This is a genomic window from Pseudomonas ovata (genome assembly GCF_003131185.1).
Lineage (GTDB): Bacteria > Pseudomonadota > Gammaproteobacteria > Pseudomonadales > Pseudomonadaceae > Aquipseudomonas > Aquipseudomonas ovata.
Window position 1 is genome coordinate 13,742 of record NZ_QFFU01000037.1, and the last position, 17,578, is coordinate 31,319.

Here is a 17,578-nt window from a genome sequence, read left to right on the forward strand (position 1 = left end):
GGCCGTTGGCACTGACTCGTCATACGGCGACATGACTCCCACAACCAGATCACCTGGCTGTATACTAGCGGGAAACCTTGGTTCTGCTTGAACGGCTCCAGTGGCCAACAAATTCGTCACCCCGACAAAGCTCCAGGGCTCAGGCGGCCCCATGTCGCCCCCCATGAGCGCAGCCTCAATCATGAGCGCGCCCCCGCTGATCCGACCCAACCATCCCCGATCCAAATGAGAACCACCGTCGTCCACTGCGTGCCGCGCACCGGCTCCTGGCTGTTGTTCCACAGGATCCCCTCTGGCCAGGTGATAACAGCGGTGCCTGTGATTTGCAGGACCACAGTCATCGCTCGGCCAGCCGCCGGCGGATTAATGAACGAGAGCGCCCTTGGCACACTGGCGTTGACCTTGAAGACCTGCCCGCTGCCAAGATCCAGAACGGACGTGGCGGCACTGACATCCAGGTCGTACTTGCGCAGGCTCGATGAGTATTCGACCCCCGTGCCGTCGCGCTTGGGCATCAGCGGCAAACCGCCCTTGCCGGCCAATGCCGGCAGTCCGGCGGCGGCCTGCGCGGCAGCGGCCGCCGCTTGCGCCGAGTCGCGAAAGGCCCGGCTTCCATCCGCCTGAGTCTTGGCTGCCGCCGCCTGGCTCGCGGCCGTCTGCGCACTTTGACTGGCCGCATTGGCTTTCTGTGTGGCGGCCTGTACCTGCGCCGCCCCTTTGGTTTCGGCCTCTTGTGCGCTGGCTGCTGCGTCATCAGCGCGCTGATCAACAAAGTCCAGCGCCTGGTTCATTTGAGCAGCGAATGGCGGAAGTGCAGTCATGAAGTTGTCGGCCAGCGTGGCAAACGTGCCGGCCGAGTTTTGTCGACTGGGCGGTGTCGGCAACGGTGTAATCGTAGGTGTCGCCATTACACAAGTCCTTCTACAGAAATTGAGCAGTCCGACTGTGTCGGTCCACTGATCACCAGGTTGAAATCCCGGTAGTAGCCATAAATGATGGTGGCCTCGTAGCTCGCTTCGCCGATCCACACCAGAGGCTTTGCGCGGTATCGGGCCAGCGTGCGCTGAACGCTGCCCACCCGGGATGTATCGACCATCACGTCGAACTCGGCTTTCTTGGAAAAGCCCCGCTCAACGATTTTGAAGTTACCGAAGTCATCACGATCCTTCTTGCTGTAGTCGGTAATCCCCACCGACGTCCCGTAGAGGGCCTCTCCCAGACGTGCCATCTTTCCGAAGATCAGCGCCGCCGCCTTGGCCACCCCGCCAGGCTTCGAAATAACGACCTCGATGGTGCCGAAACTCCCGGCGGGTACATCCAGCACCACAAAATCTTCACTCAACTCAACCGGACTGAAGAAGTAGGCATACCAGTCGTCGATACCATCAGTAATCACTGGGGATACCCGCGACTCAAAGATGACGCCCTGATAGGAATCAATCACGCGTACAAGAATCGATGAAGCGTCGATACCGAAGAAGGCAAGAGCGTCCACAGCCCTACCCGGCACAACACTGAGCGAAATGCTTTCCGGGTTGCTGGTCACGCTGCTCATCTTGTCGTCGAACATGGCCCAGCGGTTGGTCGCCCCCAGATCGAGCCACTTGGGTGGATTGGTAGGAGCTGCCGTTGGGCTCACATTCGTATTGGCGACCAGCGCTTCATAGAGGCGGTGCTCCAGCATCACCTTCGCGCCCACTGCGTAAGCCTGGGCTGGGCTCCACAGCGGCTGATCCGTCTCAGGTACGTTGGTGAGCAGGGAAGCCACCATGAATGGCTGGCCGACCTGCACCACCAGCGGCTCTGAATCCGGTGCTACCTGAAACGCCTGCATGGTTGCCAGGCCTGGCGAGATTTCGACCGGCTCAATGATCCTCACGAGAACAAATCCTCTTCCAGTTTGCGAGGCAGAAGGTCGGTGTTGTTCGCCGTCTTCATTGTGTTTTTGGCAATCGCGAACAGCGCCGCTTTCAGTTCGGCACGCAGCGCCCTCACTTCCTGTGCGGTTGCCTGCCCGTCACCATTATTGGCCAACATGGCAGCGGTCTGGTTGGCGTTATAGATCCGGCTGGGCCCAGTGATCTCAAGCTCAGGGCCGTTTTCGCCGACCAGGCGCAAGCCGCCACCAAAGTCACCGCCCGAGGCATAACCCGGAATCTTGACGGTCTCCCCGTTAAGGCGCCCGCCAGTAGCGATGGTTTGCACCAGGTTGTCGTAAGTCACCGTCCCGTTGGCCAAGGCCTTCGTCCATGTAGCCTTGCCCGATGCATCCAGGCTGCGCCCCAGTACCTTCTGATACACCGCCTCCAGCAGTGCGACATGATTGTCGTAGTTGTTCTGCGCAGCCGAGCCGGTCTCTTTCGCAGACAGCGCCGCAACGATGGCCGAGTTCATGGCCTGCATGGCCGCCGCCACCGACATGACCGAGTTGTCGATGCCATTGAGCGCATCGAGCTGGGCCTGTGCGCTGTTCAGCTGGCTGTCGAACTGGGACATCTGCAGGTCATAGGCCTTCTTCGCTGCCTCAATCTGCTTGTTGAGCGCTTCCACCGATTTCTCGGCGCTGCTGAGTTGCTTTCCGTTGAGCGTATTCAGCTCGGCGACGACATTGGCTGTGCGGCCCTGCTCGCGGTTGAAGTCTTCGAGCGAGGCGTACAGGCCGGTGTCGTTTGTGCTGACGGTGCTCAGCGCATCATCAAGACCCTCGAAGCCGGCAAGAGAGCTGCCTGATCGCGCCTTGGTCAGAGCGCTTTGCAGCGTGGCCTGAGCCTGCACGCGCAGCTGTTTCACCGTTTCGTCTGACGTGCCGGTCAGCGATTTCAGCGCACCTTCGAGCGAAGAGCTCAAGCTCGAAAGATCGCTGATGTTCGCCGTCACAGTGCTGAGCATGTCGCTGAAGGAGGCGGTTCGAGCGTTGTAGGCCTCGGTCGCGGCTTTCTGCTCGGCAGCAATAGCGCGCTGTACAGCCGAGAAACTGGCTGTGGCCGACGACATCAACTGCTCAGCCTGGGCATCAGCGATAGCCTTTGCCGCCTCAGCCGCTACAGCCGCCGCGTCTGCCGCCGCCTGCGCGGTGGCTTCCATCGCGTCAAACACCGTGCCGGCCGCTGCCGCAACGCTCAGCAGCGATTCAAGCATCGCTTTGCCGGCGGCCGACGAGTCTTTCTCGGCCGCCTCTACCATGGTCCGGAACGCATCACGCGTGGCCGGCAGGGTGATGCCAAGCTTCTTGATTTCCGCTGTCGTGTCGGCAATGGCGCGCGCGGTGTTTTCAGACTCGGTGTGGAACGCACCGTAGTAGTCCGACTGGCGCTGCTGAAGGATCGCGTACACCTGCGCCGCGGATTCGGCGTTTGCCGTCATCGCAGTGAATGTCGCGCGCCCCGCCTCGGTCGTCACATCAATGGCTTTGAGCATGTCGCGGAAAGCATCTTCCGTCGCCGGTAGCTGGACGCCCAGGGCAGCAAACTGCTGACGCACGCCCCGGATCGAATCGCTGGCCTGCTGGGTCTCGCTGGTGAAGGCCGTGTAATAGCTGGTGATATTCGCGTTGAGCGTGTCGATGTCGCCCGCTGAGTTGACCAGGCTTTCGACAACCCTGGCGCCAGTGACCGAAAAGGCCGCCGCCTTGACGCCCATCAGATCAAGGCTCGCATTGACGCTGTACAGGTTGTTGACCAGCGTTTGCAGGCTGTCAAACGTCAGCCCGTCCAGGGTCGCTGCCGTAGCCGAGTTGATCGCCGCCACAGCAGAGTCACCGAGACCTGTGAACCAGGCCGTAATATCAGCCTGGATTTCCTCGGTCGTGCGATCTTGAGTGCTGATGTTCAGCCGCTCGACATTCAGACCATCGAGCACTGCCTCATTCAACGTCACGTTCAGCGCGGCGAACAGATCCATCGCACCGATCACGGTGCTGTTGTAAGCAGCGCCAAGCGTTTCGGCCATTTCGGCATCTTGCATCTGGCCATAGACGAAGCGCTTTTTGTTGCTGCCGAACAGGCCGCCTTTCTTCTTCTGGTACTGGAAATCCTCGGCATTGAACTCGCCGCCGGCTACCGACAAAGCCATGCCGGTGTCTTTCGTGGCCCACTTTGTACCGAACAGCTTTTCACCGATGAAGGTCTCGACGGCCGTGGCCAAGGTCGACCCGGAGAGGATCGCCCCCATTTTTCCGCCAAAAATCGACGACGCCATACGGTCGGCCAGGCCGATAGAGGCAAAGGTCAATGCACGGTCGAAACCGACCATGCCCGGGAGCGCCCTGCCCACTTGCGACAGCTTCGAGGTCTGCATGTCGCTGGTGTCGTAGCGCACACCTGCGTCATACAGTTTGCCGCTCTGGTACATGCCCATCAGGATCGCCAGCGGCCCCATCATTGCCGATGTGCTGGCCGCCGCACTGGCCGCCGCCGCGCTTTCAGCAGCTGCGTAGGACACGGTGCCGGTGATCGCGCCGAACTGCGAAGCGTAACCCGCCGCAGCGGCTTCCATGCCCACCGACAGCGATGCAGCGGTGACGCCTTGGGCGCCGACAACGGCTGCCGTTTGCGCCGCTGTGGTGCCGGTGATGGTCGCCATCAGGCTGCTGAATCCGCTGGTGATCGACGCGCCCACGCTCGAAAGCATGGACGTGTAGTAACCAACACCACCGGAGACTGCGCCACCAATACCGCCAGTGGCGTAGCCGCCAGCGATACTGGAGCCGACACCGGTCAGGGAACTCCACGCCTGGTACAGCGACTTGCCAATGCCCGCCAGCGAGCCGCCGCCCAGGCCGCCGATGGAGACACCGCCAGAAGAGCCGCCAACGCTGCCGAGGATCTTGCTCCAGACCGACCCCAGACCCTGCCCGTTATCGGTGCCGGTCAGCCAGTTGCTGATCGACGCCAGCAAGGGCTTCGTGGTCAGCATGTGCATGATCTCGCCAAGGGTTTGTTTGAAACCCTTCTTGAGGTCATCCCACAAGGTGCTGGCCCCGTCGCCGATGTTCGACCAGGCGCTGGCAAAGGCTTGGTCGATCCGGTCAATGGCGCCTTCGGTCATCTGCCCCCAGAGAGTGGCCTTGGAGCGGTTGACTTCATATTCGTTGCCCAGCTTGACCAGTGCATCCTGGTACAGCGCAGCCTTCTCCGGGTACAGCTCCATGGCGCGGTTGAGCGCGTGTTGTTCTTCGGTGTAGTCCTTGAGCAATTTGATCTGGGGGTTGAGCCGGTCGACGATGTCGTTGGCCTTGTTGGCCTGTTCCAGCGCCTTGTTGGCCTCCAGTTGCGCCTTGGTCATTGCGACCAGCTGATCGTACTCCTTGCTGCCCAGGGCGATGTTCTTGCCGGCCAGCTCCGCCTTTACGGCTTTCTCGACGTTGAACGCCTCGACCGCTGACGTTCCGCGCACGGTGGCCTTGGCTTCTTTCTCCAGCCATTCCACTTCGGTGCGCATGTCCGCAATGGTCTTGGCAACCTCCAGACGATCCTGCGCATCGTGCTGGGCGTTGATGGCTTTGGTGACCTTTTCACGGGCGCCGGCGCCGGTCTTGAGCAGTTCCTCTTCAATTGATTGCTGAATGGTCAGTGCGCGAACGTTCTCAGCGCCAGCCAGGTAAGCATCGGCCATTGCATTGGCAGCCTGGATAGAGATACCAGACTTTGCCAGCAGCTCTTCAAGGGCTTTTTTCTGATTTTTCAGAGCAGTCGCAGCAGCATTCGCTGCTTTGTCGACGCGCTTGTTGGCTTCAGTTGTCTGATCGAGCTGTGCAATTGCAGCAGCTGCACGCTGGTCTGGTGTGGCCTGAACCGGTGCGGCGATTACCGGCGCGGTACCGCCATTGGTGAGCAGGCCGTAACCGGTCAGATTCAACTGGGGAGCCTGCGCGCCCATCGCAACGCGAGTGGCCGAGGCGACAGCGAAATTTGCAGCCTGCTCCATGGCCGTAATTTGTCGACGCGAGCTATTTTCGGCTGCGGTAGCTGTATCGGCGTATGCCTTGCTCTGTACCGCCGCCGCCGTCTTTGCAGCATCTTCAGCAGTGTAAAGCGCCGTGAGCTCAGCCTTCAGGCTAGCCTGTTTGACCTTGTCGCCTTCCTTGATTGCATCCTGGTATTTCTTCAGGACATCAGTCTGCTCAGCGATGATTTTGGCCTGAGCTGCCTGCGCAGGCGTGGCTCCCATCTTCGCTGCGGTATAGGCTGCCTCAGCAGTTGCGTTGGCCCCCAGCAAGTCCCGCGTCTTGGTCAACTGCTCAATGTACTTATCCCAAGCATCTTTACTGGCCTGGGTCTGGCCACTGGCAGCTTGAGCGGCCTTGAGTTGATCAGTGCTTGCCGCAGCCTTGCTGCTTGCCGAGTCAATGCCATTGATCTTCCTGCCAAAATCATCAGCTGCTTTGGTATTTTTCTGAAACTCGCTTGCGAGTACTGCCAGCTCCTTACCGAAAGCCGGCGTCAGCTTGGTATTTTCCTCGATCCATGCAGTGACGCTGTTCAGGGTTTTACGCCCCGCCTCAACATCGTCGATCATGCCCCTGAATTCAGCCTTGAAAGGCCCAAGGTTGATGGCGCGCTCAATCTTGTAGGTGTAATCATCCAGCGCACTGCTTGCGGCATCGAGGGCTTCGATCTGCTGTTCGGCCCAGGTGATTTTCTGCAAGCGCTGCTGTTCCGCCGACAAGGCCTTGTACTGGCTAATCGACTCTTCGACAGTTGCGTTGTGCTCGATCAGCGAGCTGGTCGCGCTGTCAGCGCTGCTGCCCACATTGAAGAACGAGTAGGCGACCGCCGCAGTCATGGCGATAAGACCGACAGGCCCGGTCAGGAGCGCCATCAGGCCGCGCCCAGCTGCTGCTGTGAGCAGCATAGCCTTACTCGCACTGGAGGTAGCAGCCGTCGCAGCATCAGAGGCTCGGATTGCAGCGTTGGCGGCCAGGGTTGTTTCAGCTACGCCAGCAGCAGCGGCCGAGCGCGCAGCATAAGCAGCCTGGATCTCGACAGATGCGGCGCTGGTGGTAGCTGCAAGCTGAATCTCAGCCTCCTGAATCTGTCGGATAATCGCGACTTCAGCGAGACGTGCTTCTGCCATACGGCTGCGAGCTGCGGCCCTGCCCTGCTCACTGATTTGCGCCGCCAGACGCTGCTCTTCAAGTACTCGCTCACCCGCCAGCGTGGCCTGAACATATTTCAGGTTGTTGATTTCAGATGTCTGCCGGATACGGTCAGCAGCCACCTTTTGCTCAGCGGCCAGTATCTCGGCACTGGCCCGCGCAAGCATGGCCTGGGCATCGGTCTGACGTGACTTAGCCGTGATCAATGCCTGCTTTGCTGCTACCGCGTCGGCCTCAGCCTGCTTTAGCGTCGCCGATGTCGACGTAGCCAGGTTAACGGCCTGCTGAATCGAAGCCTTGGTCGCAGCTGCAAATCCTATAACCATCTGTCCAGCAGCAAGCGCAAGACGTCCGCCAATGATGATCGCCAGCGTTTCAGCAACGCTCGACACGCGAGCAAACGTCCGCTCTGTCGTAGCAGAATCAGCCGTGAGCGTATCGATCACTTTGGAAACATCCACGATCACACTGGCGACACGCGCACTGGCATTGCCCGCCTGGTCAATTCTGCCAATAAGTTGGGTGTAGGAGTTACCCATTGCCGTGATGGAGTTGCCAATAGTGACCGCCGTCTTCGCGTATAGCTCTTCGACGGCCTTCTGTTGGCTTTGCAGCGCCTTGACGACAGCATCAGCCGTAAGCTTGCCATCGGCACCCAACGTGCGCAGTTGGCCAACCGTCTTGCCCATGCCTGCGGCAATAGCCTGGGCGAGCGCCGGCGCCTGCTCCATAACCGAATTGAGCTCTTCGCCTCGCAGCACACCGGATGCGAAGGCCTGGCCCAGCTGAATAAGGGCAGCATTTGCAGATGAGGCGGACGCCCCGGAGATAGCCAAGGTCTTGCTGATGGTGCCGACAACCCCGGCAACGCCCTCGCCTGTGAGCTTCAGCTCCTTCTGATTGGTCGCAATGCGCTGATAAAGTTCTGCCGTGGCGGTCAGGGGCTGATATGCCTCTTGAGCGATGGTAAACACCGCCTTCTGAGCAGCTGTAAACTCGGCCGCACTCGAAGTGACCAGGCGCAGGCGGCTCGCAATGCTGGCATAGGCGTCGGCCTGAGCCACGAGCGAACTGATGCTCATGCCAGCAGCTACAGCGCCCATTGCATTGCGCAGCATATTGCCAGCAGACAAAGCGCTTTGCCCGGCACGAGCAAATGCCGAATCTACGGTCGCCAGTTGACGATCAATACGCCCGGAGACCTGCGCGACAGTAGAATCGGCACGAGCCATTTCCTGACGCAGCTGTGCCGTGGTCGCTTCGAGACGGATCAGCATCCCCTGGACTTCTTGCGACATTCATCTTTCTCCGAGCGAAAAAAAAACCGCACGCGGCGGACCATAAAACAAAAAACCCGCCGGAGCGGGTCGTATGGAGAGTAAAAACTAACGTTTGCTAAATAAGTAGATCGCTACCCCAATAATGATCAACGCACCCAGAGCAAAGCCCCACAACCCTTGCTGGGTCTTTTCTTCTGCAACTCTCTTGATTTCGTCAGCTTCAGATTTGGCGACTATCGCAGACAAGTCAACTTTTAGCTGACTAGTCAGAGCATTCAACTCTTCGGTATACATATTTATGAACGCCAACTTCTCTTCATCGGAATATCCAGCAAGCATTTTATCCATAGCGTCATGCGCATCGAGATTGAACTGGTAGACATTTCCACCTGACTCAACTATTCGTGCTCGCTCTTGTTGCTCGCGCTCTACAAATGCGCGAATTGCTGACCTGCTTGCAAATACCTTCTCATTTTTATCGAAAATTATTTCTTGGCCTTTGGCAATAGCGCACTGAAACTCAATACTACCGAGCCGCCTGAACTCATCATAATAAGTCTACCTCAACACCTCAGCTTCTTCATCACTAAAAGACTTAACAAACTCATTGAAATCATCTTCTTGAGCTTGCGCGACGATCATTGCATCTTCTCCAGCATTGACCGCTCGCTTAAGGTTTATACGATTTATCTCGGCGGTCGATTTCGCTATTGAGACAATCGGGTCTTCTACAGACTCCACAGGCATCCCTCCCCAGTAATTCAGGGGGAGGTTATCAAATCGCTACATCCATCGGCTATGCCGCATCGGACTTGCGGTTGATTGCCGCTGCTCGAAAGCCCATGCGCAGATCCTTGGCGACCGCCTCCTTGGTGCGCGGCTTTTCGCCTGCGCCGAAAGGGTTGGTGTTGCGCAGAAACTCGACCTTGGCATCCCATGCCATGAGAATTTCAGGCACGGCCGCCGACCAGGCTTCACTCGGCGGCCAGCCCAGACAACCAGTGGCAATGCTGAACAACTCGTCGACATAGCTACCGTTGCCAGCGCGCTTTACTTTTTTGTGCCGGTTTTCGCCGCTTCAGCTTCAGCAGCAGCCTGCTGGTCGGCAGTTTTTGCGGCTGGGTTGAGGCAAGCGCTGAGGAACTCGATCAGCGGTGGGGTAATCATGACGATGCCAGCCTGGAAAATTTCTTCTTCAAGAGCCTCGAATTCGGATGGCTTCAGTGCCAAGTTTGCACCCGCCGCGATGACCTGAACCATAGCAGCCACGCTGAATTTCTGGACTTCGTGCATGGCCGGCATGATGCCGCCAAAGTACTTTTCGATGCGTTTCACGGCTTTCAGGTTGAACGCCAGGGTGTACAGCTCGGTGCCAATTTGAACGTGAACGGTGCCGTGGTCAGTCTTGGACATGAGAATTTCTCTTGATCGAATGAGGGGGGGGGGTTGCAGCCAGCGCCACGCTTGCGGCGCTGGTTGAGCAGTGAGGGATTAAGGGGTCGGCACGACTTCGTAGATGCCGGAGTTGATGCCGACGGTGACGTTGCGCTTGATTACGTCTTCAGCGCCGCCCACGGCTTTGCGGGAGCTCATGACCTTCACGGCGAAGTAATCGACCAGGCCGTCGACGTACTCGACTTTCACCGGGTAATCGAACTGCGAACGGTCTTTCTGCGCCTCGACCAGAGCCAGCTGGCCAGCGTCACCAGAGTCGAAGCCGATTGTCAGCTCGACCGAGCCGGCGTCGGCCAGGCCCTTCAGGTGGCGGGTGCGCGAGTCGGCCAGCGCCGAGAAGGTCACGTCGCCCACCTCGTCGCCGTAATCGCCGATGTTTTCCAGTTCGCCAACCTGGACATAAGTCAGGCCCGCGAACAGGGTTTTGGCGGCCGCTTCGGTCGCCGGGAGCTTGGCCGAGAGGCGCGGACCAATGGAGAGTCGCGTACCGGCAGCGGTATTTACAGGCATGGGTAGTCCTCCTGAGGACAGGTGATAGCCGCAGCGCGGCGGTAATACTTCGGGTTTACGACTGGGTGATGATTCGCAGCGTGACAGAGCCCATGTAGGTCTTGCCGTCCGGCTCCCGGGTGGCCTCGGTGCGCGTCACACGAACCGATACAGCCAGTCCAGACTCAAGCGGCAGCCGCTTTTCATTCAAGGCGCCGGAAATCTCGGCCATGATCCGCTTTACCTCGGCTTGGCCGTGGTATTGCGACCAGACCGACAGGTAGAACAGACGTGTCTGCCGGTTCTTGCCCGATATCGGCGTGGAGTTGCTGGAAAACTCGCGATCCAACGTCACATAGGGGTACGGCATGCCATCGGGAACCGCATCGAACACTGGGCACGACAGATCAACAGTCAATCGCTCGTACAACGCCTTTTGCAGTGCCAGTGATGGATCGCTCATCGTGCCTCACCTGCTGCGCGGGCCAGGGTACTGGTGATGGCCGCCCTGATCAGACGCACAATATCATCGCGGTTTAAATCAACGGATGGGCGCAGCCAAGGATGCGCCGGCCGTGCAGCGATGACGCTATCGCCGCGCTGGTACTGCTTGGTGCCGCGCTCAATGAATATCGCGTAGAACACTTTCTTGTTGGCTCGCTTCCCGCGAATACCGATCTGGGCGTCCAGCCCGCTTTTCGACACAAACGCCTGGAGCGCTTGCTTGGCTTCGCCGGAGTCGACAGGCATAAGCTCTTGCTGGGTGGCCAGCACCAGGTTAGCGGCCTTGACCATGGCAGGCCGCAGGTCGCTTTCCATCTGGTTGCCGATCCGGCGCAGAATGCCACGCAGCTTGAAGTCGCCGCGAGAGCGCCTGGCCATGATCAGGAGGCCTCGACAGGGGCTTTTTCGAGATCCTTGGTCTTACCGGTGGTGGCCGGCACTTCTTCGGCAATCCCGCGCTGGATCAACTCGGCTCCAGTCGCCGCGTTTACGGAGAACTCCGCGCCGGATTCGACATTGCCGAACGGCCCGGAAAGGTTAGCTTTCGCAATCATTTTCATAGTGATTCCTCAGGTATTTGGCTCGCTGGAACACAGCAGCCGGAGCATGCTGTTGACGTTATCGGGCAGCGCCGCCTCGATGGTGTAGGTGATGCCCTTGTGAACCAGGCGCAGACCAGCAACCAAATCGGCAGCAGGCCGGCAGCGGATTTCGGCGGTGATAACACGAGTCATCTGCTGTGCAACGACGTCGGTACGACCACTTGGCAGCGTGATTTCCGCCCAGATCTGCCGCAGCCCAGTCCAGACCATGGAGCCACCGCCCAGGCCATCCGAGACGCGCAAATGCTTCTGTACCCAACAGCGATGTCGCAGGGGACCGGCTCTCATCAGAAACGCTTCCTTGTCCAGAGCAAGGCCTGGACGCCCATTGGCACCTGATTGACAGATACGCCCACCACAACGTCCTCACGGTTTGCGTACCAATGGCCGACCAGCAGCAGAATGGCCTGCTCCACATCCTTGGTGAGAGCCATCTGCCCGGCATCTTCGGGAGTTTCGACAATTCGGCGGTCGCAGTGCTGCTGGACGTACTCAACTGCGGCGTCGACATAGGCGCCGATCAGCAAATCCTCTTCGGTGCCGTCGATGCGCAGATGGGCTTTGACCAGCAGCAGATCGATCATCACTTTGGCTCTTTCTTGAGAGGCTTTTTGACGGGCTCGGCAGGCGCATCGACGACTTCTGCCAGCTCCATGCCCACCAAGGCATTAGCGATATCGTCATCCACTTCGCGCTGTTCGAACTGATCGAAGTTGCCAGCGTGGTAATGAGAAAACTGACGCAGGGCTCGAATCTTGATCATCGGACAAACGGGGCAGTTACCTGCCCCGCCCTCATGGCTCAGGGGGTGACGGTAAAGGCGCCCTTGATGATCGCCGTTTTCCGGTAGTGGGCCAGCGCCAAGCGTTCTTCGCAGAGGATGGTCACCATGTTCTTGACGAAGTTGTCGCGGTCTTCGCGGCTGACCTCGACAGTGGCATCCATGCGGTCCCAGACCTGCGAGGCGAGGTCGAAACCACCTACGGTGAAGGTTCCAACAGCTTGGGCCTTGGTGGCGACCACAGGCAGACCCCACATCACTTTCGCAGCGAATGCAGCCGGCCCGCCGAAGATGTAACGGCCGTCCGAGTCTTTCAGAAGCGCGATGGCGTGCCAGTCGCGAGGGTTGAGAATCAAGCCCGAGGCCTCGAACTCCGACTCACTGGTCTGGAAGATCGCGTGCGCAATCTGATCCGCACGGGTGTCGCCGGTCACGTTCAGGGCGGTGTCGTAAGCCGTGGCAACCTGGTTCAGGCCCAGCAGGTTGTCGCCGGTACCGTCGCCGTTGAGCAACTGGCCTTCTTCAACCAGCGCCAGACCGAACAGCAGGCGGTTGTTCACGTAGGATTCCAGCATCGGCGCGTCGTCCATCACCTGGCGCGAGGCCTGAATCCAGTGCGCGATGGTTTTGACGGTCGCGTTTTCCTTGGTGAAGGTCAGCTGCGATTCCGGCTTGAGAGTGCCCTCGGCCACCGGTGCCGCGCTGTTGGTGAACACGTTTTCACGCACGTATTCCAGCGAGTTGGAGCTGATGCGCCCCTGCGCCAGCAGGTCGCGAATGGTCAAACGGCGCAGGCCTGGCATCAGGATACCCGCGTTACGCTGCGGCTCGATCAACGCGCCAGCCGAGGCAGCGCCGCTGCCCAGGGCTTTATCGAAGCTTTTGACCTCGACTTTGCCAGAAGACTTGCCGTCCCAGGCCTTTTTCAGGTCTTCGGCGGTCTGGGCGGCAAAGCTTTTCTTGTTCGCCGGATTGTCCAGGTTGCCGCCGGCCAGCTTCTGCTCCAGATCGAACAGACGGGTGCCGGATTTGGTCAGCTCTTCCTGAACAGTCGCCAGATCGGTCTGGAGTTTCTTGCTGACCTCGCCGGTCGCGGTGATTTCTTTCTTTTGCGCCTCGAACAGCTCGGTCATGTTGGCCTGAGCGGTTTCAATGGCTTTCTGGATCTGGGCCAGTTCGGACATGATCAATTTCCTACAGATGGGAAGGACTTGATGCGATTCAGGATCGCGGTAATTTCGCCACCTTCGGAATCGCTCCGAACTGCGGACTTGATGCGGGCAATGAATGCCTGCGCTTCGGACTTGGAGAGCCCTGCTGAATCCCTCAGCCAGTTCTCTGCGTCACGGATGCTTTCAATGGCGTCCATGCTCTTGAGCGCGGACACCGTGGCCTGCTCGTTGGCAGGAAAGGTGCAGATGCTGATCTCGCTGAGCCGGGACACGTTCTTGAACGAGTACCCGGTGGCGATCGGCGAAAGATCGTCCTTGGTGGCCGAGAACCCGACCGACATGCCGCCGACCGTGCCGTGCAGCATCGCGGCCTTGAGGGCGTCAGACTGAGGGTTGCCGGGGGTCAGCTCGCCGCGCACCAGCAAGCCGGTGCTGTCCTCGGCCAGGTTCAGCCACTTGCCCACCGGAATCTCGTTGCGCCGATGGTTGAAGAACATCGCCACGGCGCGTGTCTGGGTCTTCAGGGCCTGAGCGAAGGCTCCGGCCTCGATAATGTCGCCATCGCTATCCACGACACCGAACACGCTCGCATACCCCTCGAAAACGCCTTGGGTGCCGCCGGAAGCAAACTTGATAGAGGCCTGATCGAAGGCCAGGGTCTTGCACATACTGGGCATTGCAGCCTCCAGAAAAACTAAACCCCGCTGGGTGCGGGGTTCGTTTTGCCAAGTTGGGTAAGGGGTACGTTCTGCGATTGCCGGGTTGCAACGTCGCCGCCATCGACTGGGGGTCGATTGTTGACTCGACGCCCCTCGTTGATCGTGAGAAGGCCGGTATCGACCAGGGTTTTCATGTAGTTCGCCCTGGCCGTCGAATCACCACTCAGCAAGCCATCGCGGTTGTGTTCGGCGTGAAGCCGCCCAAGGTCGGATGGCTTGACCAGCCAGCGCAGAATGCAGCCTTCCCATATCTCCAGGTACGCATCGAGGCTGTACTGAAGAAAGCCAAGGTTCTGCTGTTCAATACCGGAGCCCCAGCTGGTGGATTTTTCGACATCGCCCACCAGGTGCGGGGGTACGCCAAAGAAGCGCGCCAGCTCGCTGACCTGAAACTTCCGGGCCGCCATCGTTTCTGCATCCTGTGGGCTGACGCCGATGGCCTGGGTGGTAAACCCACCTTCGAGCACCCAAAGCCGCTTTTTGACAGGACCGCCAGAGATCTCCTTGAAGTTTTCCTCGACCTGGGCGCGCTGATCCTTGTTCAGCAGCTTACCGTCGCCAGTCATCAGCAGCTGTGGCGACTTGGCGCCATTGGCGTAGAAGTCGCGCTGCTGGTCTTCCATGGCCACGGCCACACCCGCCGTCTTTGCGGCAAAGGCGATGGGCGACAAGCCCACCAGGCCGTTGAAGCCAAACCCCTTCAGGTGGAAGATTTCGCTCTGTTTGAAGTCGGCATACTCGCTGTCTCGCCGGTAGCGGTAGACGACCCGCTTACCCTCAAGCCGTACGTCCATGTTTACCGACATGAGCGGCACAAGACTGATTACGTCGCCCACCGAGTTGCGCTCAATCAGGGCATAGGCATTGCCGTAGTAGCAAAGCTGCATCGTCATCGAGACACGGAAATCAAAAGCCGTCATGAACTGGTTCGGGCTGTACCGCAGCAAGCGCGCCAAGGGGTTGTCCAGCCCTACCTTCTTCCGGTCATCGTCTTTCGTCTCAAATACATCCAGCGGCATGCAGGCCGTTACGCTGCTGATCAACCGCACGCAGGCAAATACTGTTGAAATCTGTAGCGAGCGCTCGTCATTGACGACCGAGTCGCCCACTACGCCAGAAGCTGATACTGGCCCGGTTTGAGAGCCTTTTTCAGGAGTCATCAGGCGGCCGCCAACGAAAAAGCTCGCCATGCGCGCCCAGAAAGGACTGCGGGTGCGCAGGTCAATGCTGTAGTCGGTGTCTGCCATTACATGCTCATTGGTCTGGAAAGAAAGTCATCGACAGATCCTTGCGGCTCACGATTCGCAAGCACTCGACCTATCGCCATGATCAGCGCCACGGCGCCGTCGATCTTGTTATCATTGCCCTGCTTGATTGCGCGCACAACGTCGTCGTTGCCCGGCAGGAACTTGCCGATCACGTTGCCGATACACCAGGTCATGATCGGGTTGCCGTCATGGTGGAAACGGCCCGATTCAATCGCCGCCTCCAGCTCTTTCATGGGGTCGGAGATGTTTGTGTAGTTCTGGACAATGGTGATCGGCGACAGCCCCTCGTCATCCAACTGGTGACTGAGGTTCGTGGCCCCGTGCGGATCGATAGGGCTCTCGCGCACAGGCGCCAGCTTGTTGGCCTCCTTGCATTCCTCAAGGATGTCCCGGTAGTCGATCTCGGCGCCCTGCGAGGTGTACAGATGGCCGGAGTTGATCCAGGCCTGATACCGCTCATGCATGCGGCGGTTGTCGGTGTCGAAGGCGGTGTCTTCCGGCACCCAGAATCGCGGGGCTACGCAGTAATAGTGAATCTTCCCGTCGATTTCCCGCCAGAACAGCCTGGCCATAGAGTTCATGTCCAGCTTTCGGGCCAGGTCGAGGCCCAGATTGCATTCCTGGCCCTCGAATTGCTCCAGGGCCAGACTCTTGTCTTCGCAGGCCTTCCAGCTTTGCAGGTTGAAGAACCCGGTTTTCGCGCTCACCCAGACGTTGAGATGCTTGGTTTTGAACGTGTTGGTGAAGCGCGCCGAGCGAATGGCTCGCTGCAGTTGGCTCTCCAGGTACTCCGGGAACACGGAGACGCCCATGCAGGGGTTGGCCTTGGCCAGATTCTTCGGATCGGTCCAGTCGTCACCCTCGTCCAGGGTCCAGATGTAGCCGAAAAGCTCTTCGTCCGGCACCGTGCCGTCGAGCATTTCCAGCACCTGGCGGCGCTTGTCGTAGCACGGCCCCTCAATGTTCGCGCCGGCGGTCGTGATGATGAACATCAGCGGCTGCCGGCGGGCGCCCATGCCGGTGAGCATGGTGTCGTACAGCGCGGCGGTTTCGTGCTCGTGAAATTCGTCGATGATCGCGCAGCTGGGCGATGCGCCGTCGCCGGGATCGCCGATCAGGGGTTCAAACCGGCTGTTATCGGCCGGAATGTTCATGTTCGAGGCGTTGATCTCGATGCCGGCCGCGCGGGTCAGCATCGGAGAGCGCTGAATCATCAGCTTGGCAGGGCGAAACACCTCCCAGGCTTGCTTCTCGCTGGTCGCACCAGCGTAAACCTCGGCGCCGAACTCCTTGTCCATCACGAACATGCTGGTTCCGACGCCGGCAGCAATCACGCTTTTGCCGTTCTTGCGCGGCACCTCCCAGTAGCTCTCGCGGAAGCGGCGGTAAGCGCCTTTCTTCCTCACCCAGCCGAACGTGCAGGCCAGGCCGAACAATTGCCACGGCTCCAGGGTGATCAGTTGCCGCCGGTACGCCCATTCACCCTTGGTGTGGGGCAAAAGCTGCATGAATTTCAGCTTTTTCTCGGCCTTGGCCGGGTCGAACTTGTACGGGAAATCTTTCGAGCGGCTCTTGGCAACGTCGTCGAAGTGCCGCTCAATCGCCTGGTGAATGAACCGGCAGGCCGGAAACTTGCCTTTCAGGACAGACCTCGCCCAAACCATCGCCTTGTCGACGTTGGTGTGCGAGGTTTTGGCCATCAGGAGTTCATCAAGTCTGCAAACGGGTTGGTGGGTTCCGGCTTGTTGTTGCCGATGATCTTGGATCTGCTGGCCGGATCGAGGCCCAACATCGAGCCGAAAGTCACCATCTGCCGCATCGCCTCGTTCGCGGCGGTCAGGGCCGGGTTCTTGATGGGGCTGCCCTGGGCGGATGTAACGACAATGCCGTACTGATCAATCGATTCCTGAGCCAGCCGCCAGTTGCCGTATGCCGAGCAAAACGCCTCGACGTTGTGCAGGTCGGTTAACGCCAAGACCTGCGCCGAACACAGTTGCGGGACGATCATCTGCCAGACGCGGCGAGCGTTTTCGCTCAACCATTCAGGCGGGTCGATATTCGTCACGCGGGAAAAATCAGGCTCCCCCTTGTTGAGCGCTCGCTTGCCGGGATTACCCGCCAGAGCCTTCTGGGCCGTGGGTTTGGGACGACGGCCCGACCGTCCCGCGACCCCTGGCATCGGTTAACTCCTGAACTTTATATTTCGCGGCTT

General features: G+C 59.3%; 19 protein-coding genes. All 19 read right to left on the reverse strand.

Features of this window, described 5'->3' with window-relative positions; genetic code table 11:
* Positions 1-179 precede the first annotated feature (179 nt).
* The 19 genes from DGA31_RS28285 to DGA31_RS28370 all read right to left on the reverse strand — a co-directional run bounded on the left by DGA31_RS28285 (position 180) and on the right by DGA31_RS28370 (position 17,545).
* Positions 180-908: a hypothetical protein gene (locus tag DGA31_RS28285; protein ID WP_109514758.1), complete on the reverse strand. Its 729-nt coding sequence runs from the start codon at positions 906-908 to the stop codon at positions 180-182.
* Complete coding sequence (locus DGA31_RS28290) at positions 908-1,879, reverse strand: hypothetical protein (protein WP_109514759.1); 972 nt, start codon at positions 1,877-1,879, stop codon at positions 908-910. The genes DGA31_RS28285 and DGA31_RS28290 overlap by 1 nt, the downstream gene beginning before the upstream one ends.
* Positions 1,876-8,394: a tape measure protein gene (locus tag DGA31_RS28295; protein WP_109514760.1), complete on the reverse strand. Its 6,519-nt coding sequence runs from the start codon at positions 8,392-8,394 to the stop codon at positions 1,876-1,878. The genes DGA31_RS28290 and DGA31_RS28295 overlap by 4 nt, the downstream gene beginning before the upstream one ends.
* Positions 8,395-8,481: 87 nt before the next feature.
* The gene (locus tag DGA31_RS28300) at positions 8,482-8,724 is read right to left on the reverse strand and encodes a hypothetical protein (RefSeq protein WP_109514761.1); all 243 of its coding nucleotides are present in this window, start codon (positions 8,722-8,724) and stop codon (positions 8,482-8,484) included.
* Between the two features lie 210 nt (positions 8,725-8,934).
* Positions 8,935-9,117 carry a hypothetical protein gene (locus DGA31_RS29720; protein ID WP_152035088.1) on the reverse strand — a complete coding sequence of 61 codons (183 nt, stop codon included), beginning with the start codon at positions 9,115-9,117 and terminating at the stop codon, positions 8,935-8,937.
* Positions 9,118-9,172: 55 nt separating this feature from the next.
* Positions 9,173-9,334, reverse strand: a complete 162-nt coding sequence (locus DGA31_RS29845) for a hypothetical protein (RefSeq protein WP_161959244.1) — start codon at positions 9,332-9,334, stop codon at positions 9,173-9,175.
* Between the two features lie 92 nt (positions 9,335-9,426).
* On the reverse strand, positions 9,427-9,789 hold the full coding sequence (locus DGA31_RS28310; RefSeq protein WP_109514763.1) for a hypothetical protein: 363 nt from the start codon (positions 9,787-9,789) through the stop codon (positions 9,427-9,429).
* Between the two features lie 78 nt (positions 9,790-9,867).
* On the reverse strand, positions 9,868-10,341 hold the full coding sequence (locus DGA31_RS28315) for a phage tail tube protein (RefSeq protein WP_109514764.1): 474 nt from the start codon (positions 10,339-10,341) through the stop codon (positions 9,868-9,870).
* Between the two features lie 55 nt (positions 10,342-10,396).
* Positions 10,397-10,783, reverse strand: a complete 387-nt coding sequence (locus DGA31_RS28320) for a DUF3168 domain-containing protein (RefSeq protein WP_109514765.1) — start codon at positions 10,781-10,783, stop codon at positions 10,397-10,399.
* Entirely contained in the window at positions 10,780-11,202 is a 423-nt protein-coding gene (locus DGA31_RS28325) for an HK97-gp10 family putative phage morphogenesis protein (protein ID WP_109514766.1), read from the reverse strand. Before DGA31_RS28325 ends, DGA31_RS28320 begins: the two co-directional genes overlap by 4 nt.
* Before the next feature lie 2 nt (positions 11,203-11,204).
* The gene (locus tag DGA31_RS28330) at positions 11,205-11,384 is read right to left on the reverse strand and encodes a hypothetical protein (protein ID WP_109514767.1); all 180 of its coding nucleotides are present in this window, start codon (positions 11,382-11,384) and stop codon (positions 11,205-11,207) included.
* Positions 11,385-11,393: 9 nt separating this feature from the next.
* Positions 11,394-11,714, reverse strand: a complete 321-nt coding sequence (locus DGA31_RS28335; RefSeq protein WP_109514768.1) for a head-tail adaptor protein — start codon at positions 11,712-11,714, stop codon at positions 11,394-11,396.
* The gene (locus DGA31_RS28340; RefSeq protein WP_109514769.1) at positions 11,714-12,010 is read right to left on the reverse strand and encodes a head-tail connector protein; all 297 of its coding nucleotides are present in this window, start codon (positions 12,008-12,010) and stop codon (positions 11,714-11,716) included. The genes DGA31_RS28335 and DGA31_RS28340 overlap by 1 nt, the downstream gene beginning before the upstream one ends.
* Positions 12,010-12,189 carry a hypothetical protein gene (locus DGA31_RS28345; protein ID WP_109514770.1) on the reverse strand — a complete coding sequence of 60 codons (180 nt, stop codon included), beginning with the start codon at positions 12,187-12,189 and terminating at the stop codon, positions 12,010-12,012. The genes DGA31_RS28340 and DGA31_RS28345 overlap by 1 nt, the downstream gene beginning before the upstream one ends.
* 38 nt (positions 12,190-12,227) lie before the next feature.
* Positions 12,228-13,391 carry a phage major capsid protein gene (locus DGA31_RS28350; RefSeq protein WP_109514771.1) on the reverse strand — a complete coding sequence of 388 codons (1,164 nt, stop codon included), beginning with the start codon at positions 13,389-13,391 and terminating at the stop codon, positions 12,228-12,230.
* Between the two features lie 2 nt (positions 13,392-13,393).
* Positions 13,394-14,047, reverse strand: a complete 654-nt coding sequence (locus DGA31_RS28355) for an HK97 family phage prohead protease (protein WP_241509669.1) — start codon at positions 14,045-14,047, stop codon at positions 13,394-13,396.
* Between the two features lie 26 nt (positions 14,048-14,073).
* The gene (locus DGA31_RS28360; protein WP_109514773.1) at positions 14,074-15,345 is read right to left on the reverse strand and encodes a phage portal protein; all 1,272 of its coding nucleotides are present in this window, start codon (positions 15,343-15,345) and stop codon (positions 14,074-14,076) included.
* Positions 15,345-17,066 carry a terminase large subunit gene (locus DGA31_RS28365; protein WP_109514774.1) on the reverse strand — a complete coding sequence of 574 codons (1,722 nt, stop codon included), beginning with the start codon at positions 17,064-17,066 and terminating at the stop codon, positions 15,345-15,347. Before DGA31_RS28365 ends, DGA31_RS28360 begins: the two co-directional genes overlap by 1 nt.
* Positions 17,066-17,545, reverse strand: coding sequence for a phage terminase small subunit P27 family (locus DGA31_RS28370; protein WP_109514775.1), 480 nt, complete (start codon positions 17,543-17,545; stop codon positions 17,066-17,068). Before DGA31_RS28370 ends, DGA31_RS28365 begins: the two co-directional genes overlap by 1 nt.
* Positions 17,546-17,578 lie beyond the last annotated feature (33 nt).